Consider the following 22,659-nt stretch of genomic DNA (forward strand, 5'->3'; position numbering starts at 1 on the left):
CCCCGGACCCTTGCAAAACACCGGCTCGTCCGGCGGGCCCCAACGGGGGGGCGCCCCCCCGGCACTTGGGGGCTCCCCCGCCGGGGGGCCCGGCGGGCACTGGGGGGGGCGGGCCCGCGACGACAGGCGTGCCGACCGGCACGACGACTCTCGGCAGCACCACCGCCGGCCCCGGGACCTCCAGCCCGGCCGCATCCAGCCCGGCCACGTCGAATGCCACGACACCGAACAACCCGGCGAACCCCGCGGCCGACAACCGCGCGGCCGGGCCCGCCGATCCGGGTCGCGCCGACGGTGCACGGACCGCTCCCGGTACCCGACCCGGAATCGACGGTCGCACACCGGGAGTGGTGTCCGCGGGCCCGAATCCCGGTGTGCAGGCCGGTTCCACCGGCATCCAGCCCGACGCTCCCGCGAGCAATGTCGCCGATCGCAGTGCCGAACCCGTCGCGCAGGCCGCCGACCCGCTCGCCGATGGTTCGGACACCCGCGACGTGAATGCCGGTTCACCCCGGGATCCGGCCAACACCACTTCCTCCGATTCCGGCGACGGCGCGCTGCTGATCGCACCGATTCCCCTGCCGGACGGCGCATCCCAGCCGACCCAGCGGGATTACGAGCGGGCCGCCCGGGCCGGTCGAAGCGATCGCGGCGACGGCACGGCCGAGCATCCCGCACGCGCGGGGGACGCATCCCGTGGCACGGGGGCCGACGGCAGCAACGATCCGGCGCTGCTGCACGGTGGCGACGAGCCGCCGCAGGACGACTGGTCGAACCTCGGCCCGGAAGAGGTCGCCGCCGAGTTGGAGCGGCGCTGGGCGCATCTGGAGCCGGAAGGGTTCACGGTCGAAGGCTTCGATCGTCCCGGAATCGACCCGGAGGTGGCACGGGAGTTCGCGCGCGCAGCCGATTCCATGATGCGGAATTACCCGGAGGCGGATCTGCGGGGGATCGCGATCGAGCCGATCGCCGATCCCGACAAGTATGCCGAGACCGATCCCGGAACCAGCGCGGATCCGCGCAATCGGATCATTCTCAGCGAGGGCTACGCCACCGATCCGCGCCGCTTCGCCGACAATATCGCCGAGGACGAGGCCGCGGGCGATCTGGTGCCGGGCTCGGCGCAGCGGCCGGTGCATTCGACGATCGTGCACGAGTTCGCGCACGTCCTGGACTTCACCTCGGATACGGTGTCCCGGGACGCGGCCTGGGATGCGCTGCTCGACCACTACGAGGACGCCTACCGCGTCACCGATTGGACCGACGCCGAATACGCGCGCTTCGACGAATGGGTGCGCCAGCTCAGCGATTACAGCTTCTTCGACGACGGCGGCTTCGACCCGGTCGAGGCGCTGGCCGAGGCCTTCACCGATGTCGAGCTCAACCGCGAGTTCGCCAGCGAGCCCGCCCACGTCCTCTACGACCTGCTCCTCGGCAGCTTCGAAAACTCTTCCAGCACACCGCAAGACGGCACGACTCGCACTGATTCCGGCGAGAACCGCGAACCCGCCGAGCGCCGCCGCCAGCGCCAGCCCGAACCCGAACGCCGCCCCACGCCCCAACCGGAGCCGGAATCCGAGCCCGCCACCGAAACCCGCCCGGAAAACCCGGTCCAACAGCCCGCGTCGGAAACACGACCGGACAACCCCATTCAGCAGCCCGCGTCCGAGACCCGTCCCGGCAACCCCGTGCAGCAGCCTCCGTCCGAGACCCGTCCGGACAACCCTGTGCAGCGGCCCGCGTCCGAGACCCGTCCCGACAATCCTGTGCAACAGCCCGAACCGGTTCAGCAACGCGAGCAGGTGCGCCCCGAAGCGGAGCAGGAATCGGAGAGCGCCCCCGAGCTGCAACCGGCCGAGGGTGGCGGCGGCGAGCCGCCCAAGCCGCCGGAGACCGCACCCGCTCCCGACCCGGATGGTCCGGACAGGCGGCCGGATCCCTCCGACGGCCCGGACGAGTGGTTCGACCGGATGCGCGCCGAGCAGGCCGACTGGGAAGCGCGCATGGATGCCGAACGCGCCCAATGGCTTCGCGAGCTCGCCGACGAGGACACCTCGGACAGCGTCGACGCGCGTTACGCGCGCCTCGAGGCCGATAACGCCGAATGGCTGGCCAAGATCGCCCAGGACCGCGCCGACTGGCTGTGGGACATGCTCGGCGGCCGGCCGGAAACCGATCAGCAGCCGAAGCCGGCCACACAGCAGGACCCGGAGCAGCAACCGGCCCAACAGCCCGACCCCGATCAGCAGCCACAGCCCGAGCGGACGTCCGAGCCTGCGCTGCAACCAGATCCCAAGCGAACCCCCGAACCCAAGCGAACCCCCGGACCCGAGCAGACGCCCGGACCCGAGCAGACGCCCGAGCCCGAGCAGCAACCCGAACCGCAGCGGACGCCGGAGGCCGACCGGGACCGTGTCGACGGCCCGGACGAGTGGTTCGACCGGATGCGTGCCGAGCAGGCCGACTGGGAAGCGCGCATGGATGCCGAACGCGCCCAGTGGCTTCGCGAACTCGCCGACCAGGACACCTCCGACAGCCCCGATGCCCGCTACGCCCGCTTCCAGGCCGATAACGCCGAATGGCTCGCCAAGATCGCCCAAGACCGGGCCGACTGGCTCTGGGACGGCATCGGCGGCAGACCCGAAAGCAGCGAATCCGGTCGCCCGAAGCCGGTGGACCCCTCCGACCCGGATGCCGGAACACCCGAATCCGCCCGACCCCAGCGAGAAGCCGCTCCCGCCGAAGGCTCGCGGCCGAAGCCGGAGGGTGACCCGTCGGAGGGCTCGCGGCCGAAGCCGGAGGGTGACCCGTCGGAGGGCTCGCGGCCGAAGCCGGAGGGTGACCCGTCGGAGGGCTCGCAGCCGAAGCCGGAGGCCGACCCGTCCGAGGGCTCGCAGCCGAAGCCGCAGGCCGAGCCGTCGGAGAGTGTGCAGCCGAAGCCTGCCGACGAGCCCGCGGGTGATCCCACGCCGGAGGCGGGGGATCGGCCCGAGTCCACGGCGGATCCGGATGCCGCGCGGGATCGTTATGACGAATTGCTGCAGCAGCGTAAGGAATTGGCGCGGGAGCTGGAGTTCTGGCGGGCCAAGCGGGATGCGCGCATTGGGCGGCTGCTCGACGGTGTTGATCCGGATGAGGCGCTCGGCACGCGAGAAGCGCTGGCGCAGACCGAACTTCGGCTGCTCGACGAGCTCGGCATCCAGCGGGTGGATATTCCGGGCGTTGGCGAGGACGGCCCGAGTCAGGTTCGGGAGAACCTGAGTCCGGACGAGATCGTCCGGCGCCGTGAGGCTTTGCGCAAGCTGGTGGAGGCCGCCGAGCGGGTGCACCAGCTGCAGGACGAGCTCGGCGCGGTCGACCGCGAGATGCGCGCCCTGGAACAGACCGGCGATATCCGCGCCCGCCCGCTGCCGGACGAGGTGCAGGCCGAGCACGACCGCCTGGCCCGGGAACGCGCCGAGGAACTGCAGCAGATCAAGCCGACCCGTCGCGAGCGCGACGAGCTGGCCGAACGCTTCGGCCTGGTGGACGCGGACGGCCGGGTCGACGAGTCGGCGCTGAGCCCGGAGAACCTGCGCGCCGCCCTCGACGAGCTGCGCGCCGCCAACCCGGACGATCCGGATGTGGCCCGACTCGCCCGCGCCGCCGACGAGGTCAACCTGGCGCACAACAGGATCGGCCGCATCCAGGACGAGATGGAGCGCGTCACCGCCGCCTACCGCCAGCTGGCCGAGGCCGAGGGCGCACGCATGGTCACCGATCGGGTGGCCATCGTGGACGGCGATCCGCGCCGCATCATCGTCTTCGGCCCCCGCGACGAACTCGTGATCGGCCCGGACGGCGAGGTGCGCCCGCGCCCCAATGCCGACCTGGATCGTGCCCTGTCGCAGGCGCTGGATTACAGCGCCGCGGTGGCCCAGGCCATGGTCGATCCCAGCACCCGCATCGAATACCGCCAGGTCCTCGGCGACCGCGAAGGCAACCGCACCGTGGTGGACGCCCCACCGCCGCGGGTGGACCGCCTCATCTCCGATCCGCGCAATGGCGTTCGCCTCAACAACACCAGATGGCGTGACGGCGAAGGAAATTGGCATCACGTCGATCCCACCAAGCCGGATCTGGAGTTCAACCGCGACGCCGGCAACCTCCCCAAGAAGTTCGAGGCGCGGGATCTGCCCGAAGGCGTCAGCGGCTGGGCCGTGGACCGCATCCAGGCGTCGGTGGCCGATGTCTTCGTCGATCCGGCTCCGGGCGAACCGAATACCGGCGTCAACAAGGATCTGCTGCCGCACATCCCGGGTGGCAAGGACCCCTCCGGCGTGCCGCAGGGTATGGACACGTACACGCTGCCGTACGCGGACGCGGCGGGTCACATTATGCGCGTCGTGCTGGAAGTGGCGAAGCTGAGCGGCTTCACCTGGTTCGCCGATCCGGACAATCCGGGTCGAATTCGCCCGGGCTTCAAGGGCCACCCGTGGTTCCGCTCCCGGTCGGGTGAAGTGCAGCCGATGGTGCGCGAGTACACCCCGGCCGAGCATGCCGACGATGGCGGCGATGTGTCCGACGAGTTCAAGCAGCGCCGCCAGCAGGCCGCCGACCGCTGGGCGGCAGTCCAGCGCTGGGCCGACGAGCAGTACGCGAACTTCCGCGCCGACGACGGCGATATCGCCACCATTGTCGACAATCTCGCCGCCCACCGCGCCGAACAGGACGCCGGGCTGTCCGACTTCATCAGCCGGGTGGAGGAGGAACTCGCGGCCCGCCTCGACGACAACCCGGCCGACATCCTGCTCGACCTGGTCTTCGACGGCCCCGAACTCTCCGACGACGCCCGCGACATGATCGCCGACCTGCGGCAGTCCCTCGACGACCTGCACGCCACCGACCGGGATGCGCTGGCCCGGGCGGTCATCGACGGCCTGCAGGCCGCCGCCGCCCAGCAGATCCCGCCGGTCTTCACCCCCGAGCAGATCCAGCAGATCAAGAACCACCTCATGCGCGATCCGCAGCTGGTGACCGACCCCGAAACCGGCGAGCTGGTCCGCCGCCCCCTCGACGCCGTCGCCGATGTGGCCGAAGCCTGGAACCGCCTCATCGCCGGCGAACCGCTCCCCTCGGACATCCTCCTGCTCCGCGATGCCCTGGCCGAATCGGATTACCTGCGCGCCAACCCGGATGCCACCTGGCGCGAGGCGAACGCCCACGCGGCAGCCCTGGACGGCTTCCACTGGGACGCCGAACGCCCGCCCCTGACCGGCGACCGCGCCGGCATCCCCTACGCCCCCGCACCTCTGAACCGCGACCAACTGCTGCCGCCCCGCCCCGACGCCGACACCCTCGGCGACGACGATCCCGACGACGGCGCGGCGGGCACCCCGGCCCTCGGCCCCTCCCCGCAGCCACCCAATCAGCCGCCCGCCGCGCTCGATCCAGCCACGCGCCCCGAAGCGCAGGCGCCGGAAAAGCCTGCGGCACAGCCGGATCAATCGCGCCGCCCGGACGGGTCGTGGCGGCAGGGCGATCCGGGAACCGAGGGTCCCGATCGCCGTCAGGCACGCGAGGGAGACCCGGGCGACCGGAACGTCCCGCCGCAACCGGACGAGTCCGACGGCCCGGAATACTTGGACGGCCCGGAGTATTTCGGCGGCGACGACTGGGCGCAGGATTTCGATGCGGCGCCAGAACCGGATTGGTCACCGCGCCCCGATGACGACTGGTCCCGGCTCGACCGCCAGGGAATCATCGACCGGCTGCAGACGCTGCTGCGCGACAATCTGGCGCAGCACTCGCCGGACGGTCTGCCCGGCGACCCGGAACCGGAGCTGGTGCACAACTTCGACCGCCCCGATGTGGATCCGGAGGTTTTGCGCGAGTTCGCCCGCGGCATCGAGGACATGCTGCGGATGTTCCCGGGCGCTCCGCTGCGCTCGGTGGACATCGGACCCATCGAGGACCCGGACACCTTCGCCGAGACCTGGGCCTTCTTCCGGGACGGCGATGCCGAGCGCATGGTGTTGAACGCGGCCTGGGCGACCGATCCGGAGGCGTTCCGTCGTGCGGTCGCCGAATCGGTGGCCGATGGGTTCCTGGTCCCGGGTTCGGCGGACCGGCCGATCTATTCGACCATCGTGCACGAATTCGGCCATGTCATGGACATTCGCGGGCAGCGCGAGGCCCGCGACACCGTATTCGACGCTCTCGCAGACTATTTCGAGACCACGCGCGGTGCGATGGACGAGGCCGCGTTCCTGGACTGGCTCGGCCGGTTGAGCGGCTACAGCTTCAAGGACGACGGCGACATCTATCCGGGTGAGGCGCTCGCCGAAGCCTTCGCCGATGTCATCCTGAACGGCGAGAACGCCAGCGAGCCTGCCCGCGTACTGTTCTGGCATCTGGTCGATGCCGCCATGCTCGCGGATCCGACCATGTTCGCCGGCGACCCGGCCCGGCAACCCGACACCGACGCCACGCCCGATCAGCGCCGAGGCTTCCCGCCCATGCAGCCGGATCCTGGTCCGCGCGAACCCGCGGGCGCTCCGGAGCCGGGGCCGTCCCTCTCCGGCGCGGATCAGGATGCGGGTCAGCGGGATTCGACTCCGAATTGGTCGCCGCCCACCGATGATGTCTGGTCGCCGCTGGACCGGGCGGGCGTCGCCGAGGAGCTGGGCCGCCGCTGGAATCTGCGGACGGTGGGTTTCGACAACCCGCGCATCGATGTCGCCGTGGTGCAGGAATTGGGCCGTGCCATCGACGATTTCCTGACCCGCTTCCCGGACACGGACCTGCGGACCGTCGAGATCGGGCGGACGGGCGGGTTCCTGTTCCCGCCGACGGCCGAGGTCACCGCGGATACCGGGAGCGGGAACCAGCGACTGGTCCTCAACGAGGACGCCGTAGCGGATCCGAACCGCCTGGCCGAGTTCTACCGCGACCGCGAGGACTCGGGGCAACTCGTGCGCGGATTCGGTTCGCGCCCGGTGTATTCGATCGCCACGCACGCCTTCGGCGCCGCGCTCGCGGGCGAGGGCGATCTCGCGACGGGGACCGCCGCCCGCGATGCGCTGGAGAATCACTTCCGCGCCCAGCACGGCTCACAGGATCCGGATGCCTTCCGGGACTGGGTGCGTCAGCTGCCGGACTCCGTCTTCGACGATCAGGGTGCGCTGCGGCCGGGTGCCGCGGCGGGCGAGGCGCTGACCGATCTGGCGCTGAACGGCCGCAATGCCAGTGAGCCCGCCCGGGTCCTGCACGATCTCCTCGCCCAGGAATACGCCGACCGGGTGGCGAACCGTCCGGCCGACGCGGCGGACGCTCCGGCGGACGCCGTCCGCGAAGCGGGCCTCCCGCGCGGCTCCGGTGACGGCTGGGTGACGCGCACGCCGGATCCGCAGCAGCTCCGATTGTCGGAAGTGCTGGCGCAGACCGAAACCGGGCGCGGCGCGCTCGCGGCCCTGCACGACGCCCGGATCACGCTCCGGTTCAGCGACGGCGACTCACATCCCGCCATGACCTTCGATCCGGGCACCCGGGAACTCACCATCGGCACCCATCTGCGCGGTGAACTGGCACAGGCCGCGGGACTGGTGGCGGCGGCCCATACGCTCACCGAACCGGGACCGGCGGCCGCGGATCCGCTGCGCCGCGCCGCCGAATCCTTCGGCCGCGAAGCCGAATTCGCGCGGGACCTGCGCGAGCAGGGCTACGAGCCCAACCGCCGCCCCATGCGCAGTCCGGCCGAGGCCGACTTCGAAAGGGCCGTCCAGGACACCTATCTTCGCGCCCACGATGCCGCGCGCGACGAAGCGCGTTCGCGCACACCGGATCTGCCGGAGAATGAGCTGCGCGCCATTGCCCGGGCGGCGGGTGTCGAAGCGTTGCTGGCCGATCCGCGGTTCGCGGGCGATCGAACGCCGGCTGACGGCGCCGCGCCGCCGAGGCCGCTGGCCGACGATTACGGTCCGGTGCCGACCCGCGAAACCCCTTCGGAGACTTCGTTCACCGAGTCGCAGCGGCGTCCGTACCACGGCGATATCACCACCGCCCTCGATGGGCTCCGCCGCGCAGCGGGCCAGGACTTCATCGACGCGATGGTCCGGCAGTCCGGTATCAGCCAGGACGACTTCAACGGCTTCGCGGAGGAGCGCAGGTCCGGCGCCGGGCGCGCCTGGGCCGACAGCTCCATCGGCCGCTGGGCGCTGGACACCTTGGCCCGCCACGGCGTCAGTGTCGAGTTCACCCTCGATCCCGCGGCCGCGATCAACCGCAACCAGGACGGCCGTCTCGAACTGGGGCCAGCGGCCGGATACGACCCGGCGACGAATGCGGTGACGCTGCCCTACGACTCCGATCCCATCACGCGGGTCTCCGAACTGGTGCGCGCGGCCGCCCAGATCGACGCCCGGGCCGGAAGTGACGGCCCGCTGGATCGTTTCGCGCTCACCAGCGACGAGTATGTGCGCACCATGGTGAACCGCCATGCGGAGAGCCTGGCGTTGTCCTACGAGCATCGCCGCCAGGCGGGATTGCGTAGCCGCGCGGTCTCCGATGCGCTGGAGAAGATCTACCGGGAGGCCAATCAGCGCGCGTACCGCACCGCCGAACGCGCCTACGGTCGTGGCAATGTCAGCGAACGGGTGCTCGACGCCGCCGCCTACCGCGCCGGTGTGCGAGCGGTGGCGGATCATCTCGCCACCGCCGGGCCGCTCGTGGCCGGACGCGATCTCGCCACCGTATTCGCGGCGGAACACGACCGCGCACAGGGGAATTCGACGAGTGCCGATCCGGCGACAGTGCCGTCGCGGCCGCGTGAAACCCCCGAGCTGCGGGCACAGCGGGCCAGGGAGCTCGCGGTGGAGATCGAGACCGCGCGGATGGTGCGCGAGGGCGGCAATCCGCTCCCGATCGGTCCGGCCGACCGGGCCTTCTCCGACGCCTACGACAAGGCCCTGCGCCGCGCCGAGCGCCGCAATGCCGACTCGCCCGAGCACCTCGCCTACGAGGCCGGGGTGAAGGCGCTGGAGCGCTATCTGAAGAAGGCGGGCCTGGACACCGCCGAGACCGTCTTCGACGTGGTGCGGGCCTTCGGCGACACCGAGGACCGGCATTGGGGCGCACCGAAACCGGCGCCGGAGAACGGCCCCGCCGTCCGCGCGGCGGACCGGGACGAGATCGCTCCCGGGCCCGACCTGCCGTCGCGGGATGCCGCCAATACGCCGTTGGCCGAGGCCGACAGCAGCGAATTGTCCAGGCGCGCATCGGATGCGGAGCTGGAAAGACTTGCCCCGATCGGCACGCGGCTGTCCGATCACGTGCTGTCGGCGCCGAGCACCACCGGACCCAACCCCCGCCTGCTCGTCTTCGCCGCGGACGGCGATCACATGCGGGCCCTGCACGAGCTGGCCGGATCCGATCCGCGGTACCGGAATGTGCTCTGGGATGGTTCGCACGATCTCGAGTACCACAGCGTCGCCCCCGACGGCGCCGACGGCGTTCGCGCGGAGACGATTCCGGCGTCCGCCGCGGAAGGCATCATGCGGCGTCCCACCTCGGCGGAGGTGGAAGCCCAGCTCCTCGACCACTACCTGCGCTACCGCGCGGAGGGCGCCACCACCCTGGGCTACGACCAGTGGCTGCGCCAGCTGACCATGGACGCGTTCCAGACGACCACGACGGGCAGAACGTGGTCGGGTCAGCGCAAGGTGCTGAGCGAACCCCAGCCCTACGACCTGTCCCACGACCTCATGGAGGTCGGCCACCGGCAGGCCGAGGCGGATCCGTCCATCACCCATCCGCATCCGGCCGCGGTGGCCCGCGACCTGCTGACGCGCCGCATCCCGATGATGCCGACCGACGATCTGCCGCCGGTGAACCATGGGGACGACAAGGACCGCTATATTGCGCGCTTCGTCGATGCGGGTCTGTTCCGCGACTACCTCCACATGGAGCGCGATGGCAGCGGCGGCTGGCGCCTGCCCAGGCCGACCGGGCGCGGTGACGCCCTGGATGTGCTGGCAACCCACCTGGGGCACCTGTCCGAATCCTCGCCCAAGAAGCTGGCCGAGCGGATCGAGAAGCTCCTGCAGAACGGCAGGGCTCGGCTGGGGCCGGAGCAGCACGGCGGCGGTCGCCGGATCATCGGCCGGATGGAGGGGTCCGATCCGGTGCCGCCCGGATCGCCGGACGCTGACGACCCACACGACGGACTGACCGATCACAATGCGGGGCAGGAGGATTCGGACTACGACTGGTCGCCGCGGCCGGATGACGCCTGGTCCGGACTGGACCGCACCGAGATCGCCGACGAGCTGCGCCGCCGCTGGGATCTGGATGTGGTGGGCTTCGACAACCCCGACGTCGATCCCGAGGTGATGCGCGAATTCGCGCGCGCCATCGACGATATGCTGACCCGCTTCCCGGGCATCGACCTGGACGGCGTCGAGATCGGGATGGGGTCGATGTTCCTGCCGATGGCCGTGGCCACGGCGGACATGGAGGGCGGCCACCCCGTCCGCAACCGGATCGTGCTCAATGGCTTCTTCGCCGAGAACATCGGCGCGCTGGTCGGAAACGTCCTCGCGCGGGAGGAATCCGGCGAATTCGTGTGGGGCCACGGCGATCGGCCCGTGTATTCGACGATCGTGCACGAATTCGGCCATGTGCTGGACGCCAATGGCCGGCTCGCGGCCAATGACGCCGCCCTGATGGCCTTGGCTCGCCACTTCGTCGCCGAGACCGGCACGCGGGATACCGACGCCTTCTTCGGCTGGCTGCACGACGAGCTGCCGGGCTATGCCTTCGACGACCACGGCGCACTGAATACGCGTGAGGCGCTGGCCGAGGCGTTCACCGATGTCATCCTGCACGGGACGGAGGCGAGCGAACCCGCGCAGGTGCTGCATCAGCTGCTGAAAGACTGCCTGGACCAGGCCAATTCGGAAACCGGGGACGACTCCCCGCAGCGGCGGTCCGGCCCTGACGACTCGACACCGACGCCGGATCCCGATGACGCGGACTCGGATTGGTCGCCGCGGCCGGACGACGCGTGGTCGGATCTGGATCGCGACGGCGTCATCGGCCGGATCGAGAACGAGCTCGGGGTGCGGACCGTCGGGTTCGACAATGGTGACATCGACGTCGAGGTGCTGCGCGAATACGCGCGGGCGCTGGACGACCTGCTGTCCGAGCACCGCGGCGTCACCCTGCGGCAGGTCGAGATCGGTCCCATTCCGCAGGACCCCGACGCCATCGCGGCCACCTGGCCCGGACGCGACGAGACCGGACGACTCATCTCCGACCGGATGGTCCTCAACGATGCGTGGGCTTGCGACCCCGACGCCTTCGCCGAGCACATCCGGAACAAGGAGGCCGAGGGCCGCCATGTGCCGGGATCTGGTGTGCGCCCGGTGTATTCGGCGATCGTGCACGAGTTCGGCCACGTCATGGACCACGCCGGGCAGCGGGAGGCCCGCAATTCCGCGCTCGACGTGCTGATCAACCACTTTGTGGCCGCGCATGATTCGTCTGATGTGAATGCGCTGATCCGCTGGCTGGATCAGCTGCCGGGCTATGCGTTCGACGGCGACGGCATGCTCCATCCCGGTGAGGCGGTGGCCGAGGCCTTCCGCGATGTCCAGCTGAACGGCCGCGATGCCAGCGAACCCGCCCAGGTGCTGTATCGCCTGCTGCAGACCACCCTGGCGGATGCCGGGCTGCCGGACTCCGCTCCGGCCGAGCGCTCGAAATCGGAGGCGAATCAGCCGGATTCGATGGACGGACTCTCGGACACGCCGCCGTCCGATCCGGGTCCCGAGGGGAATCCCCCGGATTGGTCGCCGCGGCCGGACGACGAGTGGTCGGACCTGGATCACGAGGGCATCGTCGATCGGCTCGAGAACGAATGGGATCTGGAGGTCGTCGGATTCGACAATCCCGATATCGATGTCGAGGTGCTGCGTGAATACGCCCGCGCCATCGACGACATGATGCGCCAGTACCCGGATACCGACCTGCTGTCGGTGCGCATCGCGCCGCTCGACGACGACGGCGTGTTCGCCGAGGCGGACCCGGGCGACGGCGGCGGCCTGACCTACTGCGATTCGCTGACGCTCAACGAACGCTGGGCCCTCGATCCGGCCGGGTTCGCCGAGCGGGTCCAAGGGGCCGAGGACGATGGGCATCTGGTGCCGGGATCCGCTGCGCGCCCGATTTATTCGACGATGGTGCACGAGTTCGCGCACGCCATCGACTTCACCAGCCAGTTGGAGGCCCACTACCTGCTCTTCGAGGCGCTTCAGCAGTACTACCAGCGGACTCGCGGCAATCTGGACTTCCTCGATTTCGTCGAGTGGTACCAGGAGCTCAGCGGCTACAGCTTCGACGACAACGGCATGCTGAATCGCAGTGAGGCGCTGGCCGAGGCCTTCACCGACGTCAAGCTCAATGGCGACGACGCCAGCGAGCCCGCACAGGTGCTCTACGAGCTCCTCACCCAGGCCTATGCCGAGCATGTGGCGAACAACCCCGCCTTCGAGGACGATCCGGCCCCCACCGGCGGCGACGCCCCCGGCAAGATCAGGCAGGGCTTCAATGCCGACGGCACCCTCCAGCCGCCGGCCCGCAGCGTTCCCGGCGACGACACCCCCGGACCGGCGGCGCGCCGCGACCAGGGTGATCCGGATCGCCCGCCGTTCGACCCGGACGCCTGGTTCGACCGCATGCAGGCCGAACAGGCGGACTGGAACGCCCGCATGGACGCCGAGCGCGCGAGCTGGCTGCACGAAATGGCAGACCGCGAGGTGCCCGGCAGCCAGGAAGAGCGCTGGGCGCGCCTGGAGGCGGAGACCGCGGACCACCTGGCCCGCATCTCCGCCGACCGCGCCAACTGGTTCTGGGAACAGGCCGGCGGCCGCCCCGAGCGCACCCCCGACGCGCAGCAGTCCGGCGAACCCCAGCCGCAGGCGGACGGTGGCGGCCAGCAGCCGCCCGGCCGCACCCCCGCCGCCCCACCCGCCTCCGACCCGGACGGCCCCGACGGCCCACACGAATCCCGCGACCAGAACCCGGGCTCGAACGTCGACCCGGACGCCACGACACAACCGCTGTCGCCCCCGAACCCGTCGGAGGCGACCACTCAGCCTCTGCCGCGACCCGATTCGTCGGAAGCGACCACTCGGCCTTTGCCGCCACCGGATTCGTCGGAGGCGACGACCCAGCCGTTGTCCGCGCGGGATTCGTCTCAGGCGACGACCCAGCCGTTGTCCACGCCGGATTCGTCGGAGGCGACGACGCAGCCGGTGCCCGATCCGTCGCAGGCGGTGACTCAGCCGTTGGCGCCGCCGGATCCGTCCGAGGCCACCACGCAGCCGCTGCCTGCGGCGGGTGAGCTGGAGACGGCGCCGCAGGCCGGGGTGGTCGAACCGGTGGGGGAGGACCCGACGCTGGTGCTCGATGCCGATCCGGTGCCCGAGGCGCTGCGTCCGGTGCGGGACTTCCTCATGGAATTGCCCCCGGAGGACGGGGTTTCGCGGTTACCGGAGGAGCTGGCGTACGCGCAGCGGCTGGCCGAGGCGCTCGGGTTGGGCCCGGCGTTGGCGCGGCATCCGGATCCGCTGTCGGTCCTGCGCGGCATTGCCGAAATGGCGCGGTCGCGTGGGCATTTCGGGGACGCGAGCCGGGGCGAGTCACCGACGCGGATGCGGCATCCGGAGGACTACGAGCCACTGACCGCCGCGGAGCGGTACGGCGACGAGGAGTACTGGCGGACCGAGGTCGATCCGGAGCAGTTGCGCGCCATCGACACGGAGCTGGACCGCCTGGGGCTGACCGATCGGCTGGCCGGTGCCGTCGACGGCGAGGGGACACCCGCGCTTCAGGCGGGCCCGGCGCGTGCCGAGCTGCCCGCGGGCTCGGAAAGCCCGACCGCGCCGGTGCACCCGCAGCAGACCCCGCCGAACTCGCCCGTGCCCGGGACAACCGCTCGCCAGGAGGGTCCCGCCCAGCGCGATGAGCGTGCGCTGCCGTTGGATCGGCTACAGCAAGAGCTCGCCGACCGCCTCGGCATTCCGGAGCCGGACCGCACTCCGCAGCGCCTCGCCGATGCCGCCGGTGAACTCCAGTACCGGAATCTGTTGCGCGCCGGTGGACTCGAGGCGCTCGCCGATGCCACGGCGCGCCGCGATGCCGCCACCGATCCGGAGCAGCGCGCGCTGCACGCCGCCGACGCCGAGGACTGGGCGCGCCGGCTCGGCATCGATCCCGAGCGGATCGCGCCCGAGCGGCTCACCCCGGACAACCGGGATGCCGCATTCGCGGAACTGCGCGCCGAAATCCTCGGTGACGCCATGGATGCCGCCGATCTGACCGCCGCCGACCGGCACGATCCGGCCGAGCGTCGCGCGGTGCTCGAGGTCGACGGCGAGCGGGTGCACGTCCGCCTCACCGAGGGTCCGAACCGCACGTGGCGCGCCGAACAGGCCACCCGCCCGGGAACACCGGAGACGCCGCCCGCGCGGCCGGCGGAATCCGCGCCGGAGCAGCGCTCCCTGGTGCGGCGGCTCTGGGATCGGCTCATCGGCAGGGATCGCGCGATCGAGCCGAAGTATCCGTCGGGCTCCGGCCAGGATGGCGACTATCAGTCGCAAGTCGGCTCCGAATTGGCGCATCTCGCCGGCAGCGATGTCGTCCTCGACGGCTTCAACCCGATCCGCATCGCGAAAGAGGTTGCCACGCTGTGGAAGGCGCGCGAGCGCCTGCCGCTGCTGCGCCTGTTCACCAGCCGGGTGGCCGCGGAAACCGGTGACGGCCAGGCCATGCGCAACCACGACGGCGAGGAATTCGAACCGTGGCTGACCGAGGTCGATCCGGCGCAGTTGCGCGAGATGTCGGACGATCTGCGCCGCGCCGGAATGCACTCCGCCGCCGACGAGATCGACGACTACCTGAAGCGCGGTGCGCAACCGGATTCCGCCGCACCGGCGCTGGAATCGCCCGACTCGCACCGGGAGTTGCCGCAGGATGTGCGGGATGCGCTGGCCGAGCTAGGAATCCAGCTCACCGACACCAGTCCCGAGGCGCTGCGCCATGCCGTCGACGAGGCCGTCGCGCTGCAGATGCGCCGCGCGGGCGCGGTGGAGGCGCTCGCCGTGGCGGCGGCCCGCTACAACGACGAGGACGCGCGCATCGCGTTCAGCCGCGATGTCAACTTCTTCGACAATGACCCGATGGGCCGCTTCCTGCGTGAGCTGGCCGCCGCCAACGGCCGGTCCGTGCCCATGCTGGAATCGCAGGGCGTCAACAATGGCGCGGAGGCCCCGTACGCCTTCGGCGATCTCAGCCCGGACGAGGTCCGCTACGACACCGGCCTGAAGTCGATCTTCGAACATGCATTGCGCCGCGACGAGATTCGCGACGAGCGCTCGAACTGGTCGCAGCTGCTCGCCACGGCCCTGGACGATCTGACGCCCGAGCGCCTGGCACGTTTCCTGAGCGATCAGCGCATGAGCGTGCGCGACCACGCGGATGCGCTGACCCGGCTGGAAGACGCCCTGGACAACCACTTCCCGGACGAGACGCCGGGCGCGGCAGCCGATCTCGCGCAGCGCCTGGCCGACGATGCCGCCCGCGCCTGGGTGGACGGGCGCGGCGGCGTCCTGCTCGACCACAATCTCGGCCTGGTGCCCGGCGACACCCCGGACGCACCGCCGCGGTTGGTGGTTCTCAGCGGGGAGGCGAACCACGGCCGGATTCTCGCCGATGCGCTGACCGCCGATCCGCGCCTGCGTGATCTGGTCAACGACGGTGCGGTGCAACCGGATTACCGCCTGCTCGGCATCGACGAGCAGGGCCGTCTGCACGTGGTGCCCGGTGACGCCCCGCAGGTCCGGCACATCGACGAGATGGTGGACGGCCGCCGCCTGTCGGCGACCCTGGTGCGGTCCGATGACGACGGCGCCTGGAACCTGGTCCCCGGCCGGAACGATCTCGCGGAGTTCGCGGACTCGAACGACCCGGACGAGGTGCTGGCCGCCCGTGACGAGCTCGCCGACCGGATGTCGGTGTACAACGTGGATCTCGCGTCCGGGCAGCTCGAGGACGCCATTGCCGCACTGCGGCACGACAATGCGGTGCGCGCGGCCCAGATCGAGGGTATGGCGGACTTCATCCGCAGCAGTGACGCCATCGACAACTTCCACCGGCTGGCGGCGGCGCGGGATCGAATGTCACTGCGCCTGGGCATCGATCCCGCCGACCTGACCCCGGAGCTGCTGGCCGCACACCTGACCGATCCGGATACGCCGCGCCCGCGCAGGCTCCAGCAGATCAAGGATCTGCTCGACTACGCGAAACTCGTCCAGGGCGTCGACGCCGATGCGGTGACCGCCGGGCGCGATCGGCTCCACGCCGCGCTCGGGAACGGCCTCGCCGCCGACCGGGCGACGGCCAACCGGCTGGCCGCGCCGTCGCCCGAGATCGTCGCGGCGCTCACCGAATTCGCCCGCACCCTGGGCGATCTCGACCCGTACACCAACCAGCTCCGGTTCGACCCGGCCACCGATCCGCGCGCGGTCGACGGCGAGGTGGCGATGCACGATCCCGCCGCGCCGCAATTGCTGCGCGACGCGTGGAACCGCGACAGTATGGTCGGCGAACCGCGTTCGGACGATCCCTCGGACGCGCCGACGGTGTGGGCGCGCCTGCTCGGCATCGACCTGACTCCGCCCAACGCGGCCGAAATCGCCGCCGCCGGAGGCGATTACGCCGCCGCCGAGCAAACCTACTGGGCTCGCGTCGCCGAGGTGTACGAGCTGTATCGAGACGGCCGCCTCGACCAGCACGAACGCCTCACCCCCGAGCAGTTGGCCGCCGAACTCGCCGAACTGCGCGCCGAGGTGCGCGCCCGCGACGCCGAGATCGACGCCCTGGAAGCCTTGTCCGCGCGCTATAACGAGCTCACCGCACCCGCGCCGATCGACCCGGCCCAGGCCGCCGCCGATCTCGCGGCAGCCGAGCTCGAACGCGACAATGCCCTCGCCGCAAGGGATGCCGCCCTGCGCGCCATGGGCGCCGACACCGATGCGGACCGTCCGATCCGCCCCTCGGATCTGACCCCCCAGCGCCTGCCCGGCACCCTCGACCACCTGTCCCACCGCGCCGACGCCGACCAGCCCCGCTACACCGAGGCCCAGCGCGACCAACTGCGCGAGGCCGCCGAACGCCACCACCGCGCCGAAGCCGCCGTCCGCGACGCCCGATCGGCCCTGGATGCCGCGACCCGACCCGACAACGCCCCCACCTCGCAGCAGCGCACCCAGTCGCCCGAACACCTCCGCCGGACCGCCGATCAAGCCCGCGACGCGGCCCGAGATGCCCTGCGCCAGAACATCTCCGACTTCTTCCGCGCCACCGGCCTCCCCGTCAACGAGGCCGACCTCCTCGCGCACCCCGGCGATACCATCGACGCCCTGGCACAACAAACCATCCGAGGCATCGGCCCCGCCGTCCACGACGCCTTCGACAACCTCCGCGCCGCCGCCGAAACCGCCCACCGCGCCGCCGCTTTCGCCGACTGGATCACCCGCAACTTCCCCGACGACGGCGCCGACCCCGGCACCCCACCCGGCCCCGCCGCCCCCATCGGCCCCGGCGGCCCGAACACCCCGACCTCCGGCCCCACCCGTGCACCCGAGCCCGACCCGGGAATCCCGGACCCCCGTGTGGAGTGGATGCAGCCCGTCCAGGAGCCCGCACAGCCGGTGGACCCGCGTGTGGAGTGGATGCAGCCCGCCCAGGAACCCGCACAGCCGGTGGACCCGCGCGTGGATTTGATGCAGCCCGAGGGCGTGGCAGCACCCTCGCGGCCGGTCGATCCGCGCATCGAGTGGTCGCAGCCGCACGCCGAGTCCGCGCAGCGACCGCCGGAGCCGCCCACGTCGACCGATGACGGTGAGGAACCGCCGCAGGCCGGAGGCCCGGTCAGGCCCGGTGGCCCCGGCCGGCCAGACTCCGGTCCGGCACAGGCGAGCCGGCCCGAGCCGGTGCCGGACGGCTCGGACGAGACGACGTCCGGCGTTCACGACCCGGTGCAGCAGCAGCCGGGGGCGGGCCGGCCGATACCGGATGCCGGTGGTGGGTCGCAGCAGCCGCCGTCGGATCCGCCTGCGCGCAATGCGGACGATGACGGCGACCCCTCGGCGCCGGGCGGGCGGCAGCCGGATCACGGTGGCCCGCAACCGGAGACGCCGCGCGCCGAATACGAACGATTGCTCCAGGAACGTCGGGAGTCGGCGCGCGAACTGGAGTTCCAGCGCGCCAAGCGCGACGCCCGGGTCGGGCGGCTGCTGGACGTCGGCGATCCGGAGGCCGCACTCGGCAGCCGGGATCGCCTGCAGCAGACCGCACTTCGACTGTTCAACGAGGCCGGGACCCGGGTCGTGGGCATCGAGGGCGTCGGTGACGAAGGCCGGCACAGTGAGCGCCTGCCCAATAGTCCCGCCGAGCAGGAGCGGCGGCTGGCCGCGCTGCGCAAGCTCGTCGCCGCGGCCGAGGAGGTCATCCGGCTGCGCGAGCGAATTCGGGAGATCGACCAGCGGATTCACGAGCTGGAACGGGCCGGAGCCGCCGCGGGCCTGCCGCGGACCGCGGAGGTCATGGCCGAGATGGATCGGCTGGCCGCGGAACGCGCCGATGAGCTGCAACGCGTCAAACCCCGGCGGATCGCCCGGGACGAACTGGCGCTGGAACTGGGCCCGCTGGACGCGGAACTGGCGCGGCAGGCTGCGGAACAGCGCCCGGCGAACGAACCGGACACCGTGCCGCGCCTGGTGAACGCCGATGGGACGATCAACGAGGCCGCGCTGAGCCATGAGCACCTGACCGATCTGCTGTGGCGGTTGAGTGAGGCCTTCCCCGACCGCGCCGGCGACCTCGACAGACTGCGGGCCGCCGCGGACGATGTGAACCAGGCGCACAACAGGATCGGCCGCATCCAGGACGAGATGGCCCGCATCGCCGGCGAGTGGCGGCGCATTGCCGCGGCCGAGGGTGCGCGCCTGGTGACGCCCCGGGTGGCGATGGTGGACGGACAGCCGCGGCGGATCCTCGTCTTCGGTCCGCGCGATGAACTCGGCCGCCCGTTTGCCGACCACGATCGGGCCCTTGCGGAGGCGCTGCTGTTCATTCCCGAAGTGGCGCAGGCGATTGCCGATCCGAGCACCGTCGTCGAACGTCTGCGGGTCACCGCCGGCCGCGATGACGAGGTGACAGTGACGCGGTCGGATCTGGCGGTGAATCGTCTCAGTGCCGGCGGGAATTGGAGTGACCGCGTCCTCAGCACCCGCTGGCGCGACGGTGCGGGCGACTGGCACGAGGTGAATCAGACCCGGCCGCACTGGACTCAGAATCGCGGGTCGAACGCCTGGCCGGACGAGTTCAAGCTGGAGATGGCGCAGGGCCTCAGCGGCTGGGCCGCCGACCAGGTGCAGGCCGCGGTCGTGGGCGCCGTCATCGACCGGGTCAGCGGTCTGCCCGCGGGCGCGCAAAACCAGGATCTGCTGCCGCACATCCCCGGCGGCAAGAAGCCGGTCGCCGACCCGGACGATCCGACCTTCGTGCTGCCGTTCGCGGATGCGGCCTCCAATGTGATGCGGGTGATCCTGGAGGTCGCGAAGCTGGGCGGGTTCACCTGGTTCGGCGATTCGGCCCAGCCGGCCCGCATCAGCCCCGCGTTCAAGCCCAAGGTCAATGGATCGATCCTGTTCGGGATGCGCCCGGGCGACATCCAGCCGATGATCCGCCAATGGGATCGCGGTGAGCGCGCCGCCGATGCCGAGCCGTCCCGGCCCTGGAACGAGGCACAGCAGGCCGCCGCCGAGCGGTGGGCGAAGGTGCAGCGCTGGGCCGATGAGCAATACGCCCGATTCGACCGCGACAATGTCCCCGACGGCCCCGACAACGATGTCGCGGCGATAGCCCGCAATGTCGTCGACTACCAGAATTCCCGCCGCGAGGCCCTGGAAGGCTTCGTCGACGCGGCGCTCGCAGTCTTCGCGAACCCCGCCGGCGCCGACCTGAACAAGCTGATCGCCAAGGTCACCCGCCTCCTGGGCTCCGAGAACGCCGATTACGCAAGGCAACTCGCCACCGATCTGCGCGAGAACCTGCGCAACGCCCCCAACCGCGACGACCTCGCCCGCGCTCTCGACGAGCAACTGCGCGCCGCGGTGCAGAAGATGCTCCCGCCGGTCTTCACCCCCGAACAGATCCAGCAGATCAAGAACCATCTGATGCGGGACCGGCACTGGTACCTCGACCCGGTCGACAATCAATGGCGGATGGGCCGCCTGGACGTCGTCGCCGATGTCGCCGAAGCCTGGAACCGCCTCATCGCCGGCACCCCCCGCCCCGCCGACATCCTCCTCCTACAGGATGCCTACGCCGAGTCGAACTTCCTGCGCGAGAACGAGAACGCAACCTGGAGCGACGCCAACGCCGCGGTAGCCGCCATCCAGGGCTACCACTGGGACGCCCACCGCCCACCCCTCACCGGCCCCCGCGCCGGCATCCCCTACGTCCCCGGCCCACCCCAATCCCGCCCCTACCCCCCACGCACCCTCCCCCCGATCCCGCCCCACCCCCCAACCCCGGCGAATCCCCCCGCACCCCCGGCGATCCCACCCATGCCGGACCATCCCCCCGCCGCCCTGGATGGCACCGTCCAGCCCGAGGCCACCCCGTCCGAAGGTGACGATCGCACCCCGCTCCACCCGGTGGACCCGCGCGTGGACTGGGCACAGCCACGCCCCGAGCCGGATCAACAGATCGGATCGCGTCAGGAGCCCCCGACCGAGCCGGATCAGCCGGCGGGGTCGCCGGTACGGCCGGATCGGCCAGCGGCGCAGCTGGATTCGGAGGCTGGACGGCCTACGGCTCCTGTCGAGCCGCGCCAGGATCCGCCCGCAGAGCTGGACCGACAGGCCGGACCGCGACGCGAGCCGTCTCACTCCGAGAGCTCGGACGAGGGCGCCGCTTCCGGCGATTCGATCGGCGAGGGCGACACGACCCCGGGCGATTCGGGTTCGGGCCGAGGTGACGGCGATGGCTCGATGCCCGGTGATGGTGGTGACTCGACTCCTGGTGACGGTGATCCGAGCTCGGATGATCCGGAGTTCCGGTACAACCCGAACTGGCGGTCGCACATGCCGCGAGTTCCGCGCGACTTCGATGTCGAGTTCCCGGATTACACCCCGGACCCGCCGCGGCAGCCGCACCCGTGGACTCCGCCGCCGGACCTGCAGGATCCCCCGGACGAGCCCGACGACGACTGCGATCCGCCGCAGCCGCCGAACCCGCCTGTGCCCCCGAATCCGCCGGTTCCGCCGAACCCGCCGGTTTCGCCGCAGCCTCCGGTTCCACCGACGCCGCCGCAGATTCCGGTTCCGCCAACGCCGCCGCAGATTCCGGTTCCGCCGCAACCTCCGGTACCGCCGAATCCGCCTGTGCCGCCGCAACTTCCGGAACCGCCGGACGTGCCGTGGCCTCCGGGCATTCCGCAGCCGCCGGAGATGCCTTGGCCGCCTGGGTTGCCCAAGCCGCCGGAGAGGCCGTGGCCGCCGGATGGCAATTGGCTGCCGGACGTACCCGTGCCTCCGGATTTCCCGTGGCCGCCAGGGGTTCCCACGCCGCCGGATGGCGGTTGGGCTGCTGGGCAGCCCACGCTGCCAGGAGACGGTGAGACGCCGGGCATTCCGGTACCGCCGGAGTGGCCGGCAGCTGGAAACCCGTCGTATCCCGGCACGCCGGGCGTGCCCGACCCGTCGTCTTCGGGCGACCCGGGTATGCCTGGCGCTCCGGGTGGTCCGACCGACCCGGGCATGCCTGGTGCTCCGGGTGCACCGAGTGGCCCGAACCTGCCCGGTGGTCCGGGTGTACCGAGTGGCCCGGGTATGCCCGGTGGCTCAGATGCGCCGGATGCTTCGGGCATGCCGCGCGATCCTGGTGCACCTGGTATGCCTGGTGGCCATGGCGCTCCGGGTGGGTCGGGGGTGGCCGAACCGGGTGGGTCTTCGGCTCCGGGAACGGCGGGGCCGAATGGGCAGGCCGGGCATGGTGTTCCGCCGTCGCAGGGTGGGGCGCCGATGATGGGGGCGCCGATGGCTCCGCCGGCTGCGGGTGGGAGCGGGCGTGGTGGGTCGCGGGGTGGGCAGCGGTTCCCGCGGGCTTCCGCGCCGGTGCGGGGTGGGGCTATTTATTTGCGTGCGCATGCTGGGTACGGCGAGTTCGCCAGTTTGGATCCGGATACCGGGACGTTGAGTGCGGCGCCGTCGGCGGGGGCGGTGTCGGGCGTGTACGGGGATTTGGACGGGACGCCGGTCTCGTTCTATCGCGATCAGGCCGGGTTGGTGCTGCGGGTCGGTCAGCAGGTGATCGAGTTGGATCGGATGGGGGCGGTGGCCGCGTGGGAGCCGGGCGCGCAGTTCCATTGGTTCGCGGTGTATGCCGGTGGGAATTACCTGTGTGAGCTGCGGTATCGCCCGGTGGCGGGTGATGCGGATCTGGGTCTGCTGATTCGGGATGTCTTGGCGGATCCGTCGCGCAGGGCCGGAATTTTCGGATGATGCGACGGTGTGAGTTCTCCGATTTTTACGGTTTCGGCAACCGCGCGGT

Annotated in this window: 1 protein-coding gene; it reads left to right on the forward strand. The window is 71.2% G+C overall.

Features of this window, described 5'->3' with window-relative positions:
- Positions 1-128 precede the first annotated feature (128 nt).
- Positions 129-22,610, forward strand: coding sequence for a hypothetical protein (locus ACFVIV_RS02725; protein WP_379193015.1), 22,482 nt, complete (start codon positions 129-131; stop codon positions 22,608-22,610).
- The last annotated feature ends 49 nt before the right edge of the window (positions 22,611-22,659 follow it).

It is taken from the genome of Nocardia sp. NPDC127526 (assembly GCF_042672265.1).
Taxonomy (GTDB): domain Bacteria; phylum Actinomycetota; class Actinomycetes; order Mycobacteriales; family Mycobacteriaceae; genus Nocardia.